Raw genomic sequence first — 10,260 nt, forward strand, 5'->3', positions numbered from 1 at the left:
TGGTCGAAGCCTTCGTCGATCAGCTCGTTGCAGTTGTCATCGATCTGGTTGCAGACTTCGGCCGCGCCGGGGTAGATGGAAGGATCGAAGTCCTGGCAGTCCGCGCAATCCGCGGATCCGTCCCCGTCGGAATCCAGGAACCCTTCGTCGGCGACGCCGCTGCAGTTGTCGTCCACGCCGTTGCATACCTCGACGGCGCCAGGATGGACTGACGCCGCAGCGTCGTTGCAATCGGCGCACGCATCGAAGCCGTCACCATCCGCGTCGGGCATGCTTTCATCGACCGCGTTGTCGCAATCGTCGTCGATCCCGTTGCACACTTCCGTCGCGCCGGGATGCACGGCAGGGTTGGAGTCGTTGCAATCTCCACCGCAGTTGGTGAAGCCGTCCGTATCGGCGTCGACGATCTCATCGACCGTACCGTTGCAGTTGTTGTCCAATCCGTCGCAGATCTCTGGAGCGCCGGGATGGACGGCCGGATTGGTGTCGTTGCAATCTCCCGCGCAGGTGGTGAACCCGTCCTCGTCCTGATCGAAACCCGTCGGCGAGTAGCGTCCCCCGGAGGAGAGCATGTTGTAAGGGGTGCTGTGCTGGGGATGTCCTCCCCAAACGATCATGAAGGGCCCGGCTGAGATTGCCGTGTGCCGGGCACGCGGTGAGGGCGCGTCGAGGAGCGAAGTGGGCGACCAGGAATTCGTGACCGGATTGTAGGAACCACCCGTACTTATAGGGTGGCTGTCCGGCGGCGCCAGGCCCCCCCAAATCACCATGCGACTCCCGTCCCAGACAGCGGAGTTCAGCTCCCGGGGTGCAGGCGCGTTGACGGCTGAGATGGGGGTCCAGCTGTCGGTGGCGGGGTCATATTTCGATCCCGTGCTGACGTCGGCGCCATCGGGTACCGAATAGCCGCCCCAGATGATCATCCGGTCGCCGGTCCAGACCCCGGATTGGAGCGTCCGTGCCGAAGGGGCATTGACGGTCGAAGTGGGCGTCCAGCTGTTCGTTGCGGGATTGTACTGCGCGCCGGTGTCGGATCCGCCTCCCCAGATGATCATCCGGCTTCCGGTCCAGACCGCCGAGTGAAAGGCCCGAGCATCGGGGCCCCACGCCGTGGCGATCCAGGAATCGGTGGCGGGGTTGTAGCGGCCGCCGGTGTCCACCGGGATGCCGTCGTCACCTCCCCACACGATCATTTCGGTTCCCGTCCAGATCGCGGAAGCATACTCCCTCCCCGGTGGGGGATTGAGCGAGGTCATGGGGCTCCAGGAATCCAGAATCGGATCGTAGCGCCCCCCGGTGAGCAGGTAGGCCCCATTAGTTCCTCCCCCTCCCCAGACCACCATCTTGTTTCCGGTCCAGACTGCCACGTGGACCGCTCGCGCTGCTGGAGCTCCGGAAAGCGTGGTCGGAGTCCAGGAATCAGAGGTGGGATTGTAGCGTCCCCCGGTGTTCACCCGAAGGTTCTGCTCCGATCCCCCCCAAATAATCATCTCGTTGCCGGTCCAGACGGCGGTGTGATCGATTCGTGCCGTTACCTCTTGCGTGGAGGAAGTCGGCGTCCACGAGTTTCCAGCCGGATCGTACTGGCCTCCCGTATTGACGGAAACACCGCCGGCGGTCGGCAAGCCGCCCCACACGATCATTTTCGAGCCGGTCCAAACCGCCGTGCTCCCCGATCGCGCCGAAGGGGCGTTGGTGGTCGAGGTCGGCGACCAGTGGTCGTTTGCGGGATTGTAGCTTCCACCGGTGTTGAATCCGCCTCCCCAGACAATCATCCGGCTCCCGGTCCAGATCGCTTGGTGGCCCTTGCGCGCTGAAGGAGCATTCATCGTGGCGACATTTCCCCAGGTATCTCCCACCGGGTCATAGCTCCTACCGGTGTTCTCCACGCTGTCTGCCATGCCGCCCCAGACAATCATCCTCGTGCCCGTCCAGATGGCGCTATGATCGAGCCGGGCCGAGGGAGCGTTCAGCGTCGAGGTGGCTGACCACGTATTTGTGACAGGGTCGTAGAGACCACCGGTATTGAGGTGAACGAAATTCGGCCCCACATACCCCGCTCCTCCCCAGACAAGCATCCGACTCCCCGTCCAGATCGCCGAGTGACTCGACCGGGGATTAGGCTGACCCAGAGCCGAAATCGGGCTCCAGGTATCGGTCGCAGGCTCGTATTGGCCCCCCGGGTTAAGAAAGCCGCCATAAGATTGTCCCCCCCAAATCAGCATGACCGAGCCGGTCCATACGGCGCTATGTCCGAATCTGCCCTCAGGAGCGCCAGAGGTTGACGTGGCCTGCCACGTATCGGAGACAGGATCGTATCGACCGCCCACGTTAGGAAGAACGTTACCAACAAGATTAAAGGGCCATCCTCCCCAGACAATCATCTGTTGACCCGTCCACACGGCTGTCGGGCTCAGATATCGCGGACTTGGCGCTCCGACGGTGGAAGTCCGACTCCATGTGTCGGTGAGAGGGTCGTAACGGGCACCCAGCCCTGTGGGGGTCTCGTCGCTGGTGCCCCCCCAAACGACCATCAAGCTTCCGGTCCAGACGGCCACATGGCCGGTGGCCGGCCGAGGCGCCGCGTCCAGAATCCCGTTCTCCCATCTGTCGGGGGCGGTGCACGAGTCGTCGAGCGTGGGCGGCGTCAGGGCCTGGAACGGCTGCGCCACGGTTGCGACCCTGCCTTCCTCCCAGGTGTTCTTTGTCCCTTCCCACCACTCGTCCCAGCCGACCTTGGGAACCGCGTAGCGCGCGATACGCAGGCTACCGTCTTCCTCCCCCAGCAGGATGCCGATGCTCCAAGCGTCCCCTTCATCGCGGATTTCCCCGATCTCGCCGACCCTCGAGGGGGTGGATCTGCGCCAGCGCTCGAGCTCCTCGGGCTTCACCTTCAGGCTCCGGACCCCCTCGCGTGGCTCCGCTTTTCCAGCCGACTGAGGGGCGGGCTCATAGCCCCCTGAGGCAACTGCCTGCGCCCCCACATCTCCAATCGGAATTAGCTCCCAGACCGTTCGGTGCGATTCTTCCGAATCCTCCGAAAAGTCCCCGGTGACCAGCTTCTCGTGCAGGGCTTCGATCTCGTGCCGGCTCCCGGAGTGGATTCTCTCATCCGTCTTGAAGAAGTTGCGGGAGAGGCGATCCGCCAGCACGGAACGGACGAAAGTCTCCTGGATGAGCACGGAATCGTGGTCGAGCGCCGCGTAGATCTCTTCGAGTCGCTCCGGAAAACGGGAGCTTCGGGCGATCCTTTGCCACTCGGCTTGGAGCGCGGCGGCCGATATGGGCGTGCCCCAGAATCGTTCGAGGGCAGCGGACTCAGCGAGGGTGGTTCGCACCTTGCGTTCGAGGAGACTTTCGGGAACTGCCTTCTCGAAGGTGCGTGTCGCGCCGATCTGGTGGGAGTAGTAGACGCGCTCGATGGCACGCTGGGCTTCGACTCGCTCCCGGAAAGTCAGGTCGCCGGTGCGGGAGGAGCCGGGCGTGAAGAGGGTGGCGCCCAGAGCCAGCAGGACAAGAGCACGCGATCCACGCATGCGTCACTTCTCAGCGGGACTTGGGTTTCCTGCTTTTCGTCCCCATTGAAGGATATACGTCGGTCCCAAGGGGTTGTCAATGACAAAGTTTCTGAGCGCATTCCAGCTCGACTCGAGTGCGCCGCGGCTTCTCTGATTCATGGGCACCATCGTGCTGCCCGGGCGAGCCGACTGCGGTACGCAAGCGAGACGCAACGCAGCGAGCCGGGATGGATCGGCGGCCGAATGTAACGCGATTTCTGGTACGCGACACTAACTTATTGCGAGCCGGCTCTCCAGCTCGCCTCACGGGCGGCCAGGAACTCATCGCCCGGTTTCCAGCTTTGGAGCTTGGGCTGCGAGGCGACCACCCAGCCGATCGATCCGGCAATCCGCCCCAGCTTGACCAGCCCGGAGAAGTCCCAGCTCGCATCGTACTCGTCCGAAGGCCGGTGATAGCGGTTCTCGTTGTAATCCTCCCAGATCTTCTTCCCCAAGGCGGGATCCTTCCCCTCGAACTTGTCCCCCTGGTCGATCGAGACGGACGGGACCCCCACCTTCGCGAAATTGAAGTGATCGGAGCGGTAGTACGAGCCCTGGCCCGGCTCCGGATCGGGAACGTTCTTGAAGCCGAACTGGCGCTCGGCCCACGAGATGATCGGCCCGAGCGTGGTTTTCTCGCTCCCCAGGAAGGTGTACTCGAGGGCCGGGCCGACGACCTGGATGCCGTCGATGTTCAGGTTGGCCGCGATCTTCCCCGGCGGAAAGGTCGGATGGGTTGCGTAGTACTGGGAGCCGCGCAGTCCGCCTTCCTCGGCGGCGGCAGCGATGAACAGGATGGAGCGCGGTGGGCGCGTGCCCCCCTCCGCCGCGCCGGCATAGACGCGCGCCAGGTCCAGCAGGATCGAAACCCCCGAGGCGTTGTCGACGGCGCCGTTGAAGATCTTGTCGCCGTTCTCCTCCTTGCCGATTCCCAGATGATCGTAGTGGGCCGAGAAGACGACGGCCTCGGTCTTCTTCTGAGGATCGCCCCCTTCCAGCACGCCCAGCACGTTGGCGGTCTCCACGGGCCGAACGTTCGACACGATGTGGGACGTCACGGTGATGCCGAGGGGAATGGGGCGGAAGTCGCGGCGGGCCGCGGCCTCGCGCGCCTCATCCAGGTTCTTGCCGGCGAGAGTGAACAGCTCTTTCGCCTTCGCCTCGGTGATCCAGGACTCCAGGCTGAGGACCCTTTCCCCTTTCGCCCGGCCCACGAAGGGCTGCTCCTTGGACCAGGAGTTCTGCACCACATTGAAGCCGTAGCCGGCGGAGGGAGTGGTGTGGATCAGAATGACGCCGTTGGCCTCCTTCCGGGTCCCCATCTCGAACTTGTAGGTCCATCGCCCGTAGTAGGTCAGCGCCGGTCCGCCGAACAGCTTCGTATCGGTGGAAGGCGGGTCGTTGACCAGCATCAGGAGCGTCTTCCCCTTGACGTCGACCCCCTTGTAATCGTCCCACTGGAATTCCGGAGCCACGATGCCGTATCCGACGAAGATCAGGTCGGAGCTCTGGTCGGTCACCTTCTCCTCCGTGCGCGACCAGGCGACGTAGTCGTCGAGGTATTTCAGCGGGACGCTGCCCTTGGGGCCCTCCAGCTTCAGGCTGGTCCCTTCCGCCACCGTGGAGATCCCCATGAGCGGCACCTTCTGGAAATAGGTGCCGTCGGGGGCTCCCGGCTTCAATCCGGCCAGCTCGAACTGGGTGGCGATGTAGCTCGCGGCCAGCTCGCCGCCGCGCTGCCCGGTCCCCCGCCCTTCCAGGAGATCCGAGGAGAGGAACTTGAGATCCGCGCGCATTCGCTCGGCGCTCAGGCCGTTGAGGGCCAGGCTGGCCTTCTTCGGCAGGGAATAGCTGCTCTCCTGGGCGGGCGCGATGGAGAGCGCGATCAAGAACAGGATTACGAGGAGCACGGACCGGCGCATGTTGGCCTCCGAAACGAGGGCTCGCAAATTGGGGGAGCTGCGTAGTGTCGCGTACCAGAAATCGCGTTACATTCGGCCGTCGATCCGTCCCGCCTCGCGGCGTTGCGTCTCGCTTGCGTAGCCGCTTTGGGTACGCGGCGCTTCGACGCGCCTTGCGATCCGGGTGGCTCGACGGCCTCGGTGTGAACTCGATTTCTGATACGCAACACTGGGCCGCGGCGGGGCGGGATTATAGCACCCGCCCACAGGCGGATGCGGCCGGGTCGGGCATGCGGCGTGGCCGCCGCTTCAGGGCGAGGGCACCATCGGCACGAAGCGCACCGGCAGGAGCTCGCGAGTGGTCACCTCTCCGCTCAAGGCCTTGCCGATGACCCGCAGGTTCTGGATGCCGCCGGCCGGTCCGACCGGCAGCACCAGCCTTCCCCCGGGCGCCAGCTGATCCAGCAGAGCCTGCGGCACCTGCTCGGGCGCCGCCGTGACCAGGATGATGTCGTACGGGGCTTCTTCCTTCCATCCCTGGTAGCCATCGCCGATCCGCACCGTGACGTTGTCAACGCCGAGCGCGGCGAGGCGGCCGGCGGCCTCGCGGCCGAGCGGCTCGACGATCTCGATGGTGACGACCTGCTTCACCAGCCGCGCCAGGACCGCCGCCTGGTAACCGGATCCGGTGCCGATTTCCAGAGCTTTGTCCCCGGGGCCCGGCTGCGCCAGCTCCGTCATCAGCGCCACGATGTAAGGCTGGGAGATGGTTTGCCCAAAGCCGATCGGCAGGGGCTGGTCGCTGTAGGCCGCGTCGGCCCAGGACTCGGGAACGAAGCGGTGTCTCGGCACGGTGCGCATCGCTTCCAGGACCCGCGGGTCGCGGATCCCGCGGCCTGCGATCTGTTGCGTCACCATCGTCGCGCGCGCCGCGGCCGCCTCGTCGCGGGAGGATTGCGGCGCGCAGCCCAGCAGGGGGAGCGCCGCCGAAAGGATCATCGAAAGCAGGTTTCTTCCGGACATGCTGGACTCCCGGTCTTCCCCGCCCCATGTTGAGGCCGAACCGGCTCGATGCACAATCGGAGGCTGATTCCATGCGGCTGGACCGGATTCTTCCCATCGCGGCGCTCGCACTGGCTTTACTTCTGAGCCTTCCGGCGGTCCTGGCCTCCCCCAAAGACGCGGGCATCGCGGCCGAGGTCCGGCAGGCGCTCAACCAGTCCAGCGAGCTGAGGCAAAGCTCGCGTCTCGGGGTGCGCTGCGAGGAAGGAATCCTGACGATCTCGGGTGGTGCCGCGACGCTCCACTTGCTGGACGATGCGCGGCGGATCGCCGCTTCCGTTCCCGGGGTCGTGGACGTCGTCATGATGGCACGGGTGTCCCGCGGGCAGGTCTCCGACACCCAGATCCGCTACGCGCTGAACCAAGCTTTGAGAGAGCTGTCGGGCGCACTGCGCGAGCTCAAGGCGCAAGTCGGTTTGGGAAAGGTGGTGCTGACCGGGAGCGCCGGCACCTATGGGCAGAAGCAGGAGGTCGAGGAGACGGTGTCCAAGATCCGCGGCATCGTCGCGATCGTGAACCGGATCGAAGTGAGTGCTACCTCCAATGCCGGTGGGGCTCTGGGCCGCCACGTCGAGCGGAAAATCGTCGAGGACCTGCCGGTCCGGCCGGCGAAGCTCGATGTCCGGATGCAGGATGGTAAGGCGCTGCTGCGGGGACGGGTACCTCTCTTCCTTTACCGGATGCAGGCGGAAAATGCGGCCCTGTCGGTTCCCGGTGTTGTCCAGGTCGAAAATCACTTGATCGTGGATCCAGCGCTCGTGAGCGTCCCGTCAGGTCAAGAAAGTCCTTGATTGAGCCCCCGGCTCCAAACCACGATGTCAGTTACGCCGATCTTTCGCCCATCCCCACCGTTCCAATCTACTGAATAAGCAACTCCTTAAGGCACCCGGGCCATTTCCTCCCGTTTCTTGCGGAAGTGAAATAGCGACTATAGATTCTCGCGTGGATGAATACGTGTCTCTTGGTATCTCAAATAGCCGTCTAAACGCCTCTCGAGGGAGAAAGTCATGAGCTTTGCGCGAACCAGCCGAGCATGGCTCGGCGTAATTGCTGCCATCCTGCTGCTCGGCGGCGCCGCCCTGGCTGCCGGCCCCGACATCAAGGTGCAGCTCATCGGGAGCCACCAGCCCGCCAAGAACTCCAGCGCGAACTTTACCGCCCTGGAAAGCGGCTCCAAGGTGTCCCCCGGTGATCGGATCCTCTACAAGATCCTGGTCACGAATCAGGGCGATCGCGACGCCAGCCATGCCAGCGCCGTGGGTCCCATTCCGGCCGGCACCGCTTATGTCGCCGGCACGGCCACCACGTCGGCAGAGCTGCGCGTCGATTACAGCGTCGACGGCGGAAAGAACTTCTCCTCCACCCCCACGATCACCGTGCTCGGCAAGGACGGGAAGGCCCAGATCGTCCCGGCCCCCGCCGATCGCTACACCACCGTCCGCTGGACCTGGAACAACCCGCTGCCCGCGGGCGCCGAAGCGACCGTCTCCTACCAAGTACAGGTGAGGTGAGGCCATGAAAAGGACGGCTATCGTCTTCCTGCTGCTCACCGTCGCTTCCTTCGCCGACTCCCTCTTCGCCCAGTCGACCCCCGGCGGCACGGTGATCTCGAACCGTGCCACGGCGACCTATTCGGACGGCACGAACAGCTTCACCACAGTTTCCAACACCGTCACCACCACGGTCTCCAATGTCGCCGGGCTGAGCATCACCCCGGACGCCGGAGTCAATCCCTCGGTGGTCACCGGACAGAGCGGCGTCCTGTTCCAGTTCACCCTGACCAACACCGGGAACATCAGCGACCGATTCCTGTTCGCGGCTTCCGGCGCCAGCATCCGGGCCGTAACCTCCGGGACCACCACGGTCACGTTGACCCGGGCGGTCATCGACGTGGACAACAGCAACACCATCAACGGCGGCGACACCGACATCCTGACCAACGGCGCGTCGGTGACCTCGGCGCTGGTGGCGCAGGCGGGGACCTTGAGCGTCCTGGTGGAGCTGACGGTCAACGCCGGGGCCACCGCCGGCGACACCATCCAGATCCTCCTCGGCGACAACGCCAATCAGGCCGCCAACCTGTCCGCCAACGAAGTGCGCACCGTCGACGTGACCCCGGTGAACGGCCGGCGCGAAGACATCGGTGACATCACCGCCACGATTCAGGACGACGCGCAGCTGGAGCTGACCAAGACAGTGCCCGCGGGCCCGGTCGCGCTGGGCAGCAACATCGCCTACAGCCTGAGCCTGGCCAACAACGGCAGCCGCACCGCCACCGGACAGAGCTTCAACGTGGACGGCGCACCGACCACGGGGCTGATGGTCTCCGATCCGATTCCGGTCGGCACTCAGCTGATGGGCGCTCCGGCTCCCTCGGCGCCGGCGGGCTATGTCGTCGTCTACACCACTTCGGCCCTGGCCACGACCCCGTCGGCATCCGTCTGGACCACCGCGGCGCCGCCTCTCGCCACCGTGCGGCGCATCGGCTTCTTCTCCGCCGCCGGGACGCTGACCTCGGGCGCCACGGCCGGACCGTTCACCTTCTCGGTCATCATCACGACGACCAACGCCACCCTCCCGATCGGTAACATCGCCGACAGCTTCGGAAAGAACTTCCTCGGCAACAACATCACCGATCAGTCGGGCGACACGGTCGCCAACGTGGGCGATCAGAACGCCGACTTCACCGAGGGGGCCGCGCCGGGCAACGTCGACGGCGACGGCGTGGTGCAGTTCACGCTCCTGATCCAGAGCGGCTCCGTGCTGCTCGGCCCGAACGGCGCGCCGGGAGCGGTCAACACCACCAGCAACGACGATTTCACCGACCTCTCCTCGACGGCGGCGAACGGCCTCGCTCCCGGCTCGGCGACGGCGGGGGCGGCGACGCTGAGCTTCACCAACTCGCTGCAGAACACCGGCAACGCCAATGACACCTTCCGCATCACGGCGCCCACGGTCCCGGCGGGCTTCACGGTCAGCGTCGATCCCGACGCCGGCGGTCCGCTTCCGGCGACGGTCGTCTCGGGCGGCGGCTTCGTCGACATCCCGGTCGCCTTCGGGGTGACGACCACCTTCACCACCGCCGTCACCGCGCCTGCCGGCACCACCGTGTTGCAGGGCTACATGACGGTGCTGCAGGCCGAGTCGCAGAACTCGCCGGGGACCACCAACCGGACGCGCGACAACTTCTTCCCCGGATTCGTCCGGATCATCAAGACCGCCCTGATCGACAACACCACGGGCTCCGGCGGTCCGCTGGACCCGGTGCCTGGGGCGGAGATTCGCTACGACGTGATCTACACCAACGTGGCGAACACCGCGGGAGGGGCCGGCAACGCGACGCTCATCGCGACGAACCTGGTGATCACCGAGGATGGCAACGCGGCTCCCAACAACTGGGGCACGACCACCACACACATCGCCGCCACGGCCAGCGCCGGGACGGTGAGCAACAACGCGCCGCTCAACACGGTATTCACCAACAATGTCGCCTCCCTGGCGCCCGGCGTCTCGGGGACGTTCACCATCCGGCGCACCATCCAGTAACCCTCGGGTTTTCGGGGCGGGGAGAGTCTCCCCGCCCCGGACCCGCGAGGGATCTCCAGCGGCGCGGCTGGAAGGCTCGATCCTCCCTTCTCCCGCGCCCCGGACGCCTCCACGATGCGCGCACCGGCGCACCTGCCGCTTTCCTGCCGTCTCCCAGTTTTTCCGGGGGGAAGGAGGGCGGCTGTTTTTTTTGC

Annotated in this window: 6 protein-coding genes; 3 read left to right on the forward strand and 3 right to left on the reverse strand. The window is 65.3% G+C overall.

Annotated elements, in window-relative coordinates:
• From VFW45_03605 to VFW45_03615, 3 genes are all read right to left on the reverse strand, one after another.
• The coding region (locus tag VFW45_03605) for a MopE-related protein (protein ID HEU5179852.1) at positions 1–3,536 on the reverse strand (3,536 nt) is incomplete at its 3' end.
• 257 nt (positions 3,537–3,793) lie between these two features.
• Entirely contained in the window at positions 3,794–5,479 is a 1,686-nt protein-coding gene (locus VFW45_03610) for a M28 family peptidase (protein ID HEU5179853.1), read from the reverse strand.
• Between the two features lie 288 nt (positions 5,480–5,767).
• A complete protein-coding gene (locus tag VFW45_03615; protein HEU5179854.1) occupies positions 5,768–6,481 on the reverse strand; it encodes a protein-L-isoaspartate(D-aspartate) O-methyltransferase in 714 nt (237 codons plus the stop codon).
• Between the two features lie 71 nt (positions 6,482–6,552).
• Here VFW45_03615 and VFW45_03620 point away from each other — a divergent pair, with 71 nt between their 5' ends.
• The 3 genes from VFW45_03620 (at position 6,553) to VFW45_03630 (ending at position 10,066) form a co-directional block, all read left to right on the forward strand.
• Positions 6,553–7,311: a BON domain-containing protein gene (locus VFW45_03620; GenBank protein HEU5179855.1), complete on the forward strand. Its 759-nt coding sequence runs from the start codon at positions 6,553–6,555 to the stop codon at positions 7,309–7,311.
• Positions 7,312–7,527: 216 nt separating this feature from the next.
• Positions 7,528–8,031: a hypothetical protein gene (locus VFW45_03625; GenBank protein ID HEU5179856.1), complete on the forward strand. Its 504-nt coding sequence runs from the start codon at positions 7,528–7,530 to the stop codon at positions 8,029–8,031.
• A gap of 4 nt (positions 8,032–8,035) precedes the next feature.
• Positions 8,036–10,066: a hypothetical protein gene (locus tag VFW45_03630; protein HEU5179857.1), complete on the forward strand. Its 2,031-nt coding sequence runs from the start codon at positions 8,036–8,038 to the stop codon at positions 10,064–10,066.
• Positions 10,067–10,260: the final 194 nt, after the last annotated feature.

The organism is Candidatus Polarisedimenticolia bacterium (assembly GCA_035764505.1).
Classification (GTDB): domain Bacteria; phylum Acidobacteriota; class Polarisedimenticolia; order Gp22-AA2; family AA152; genus AA152.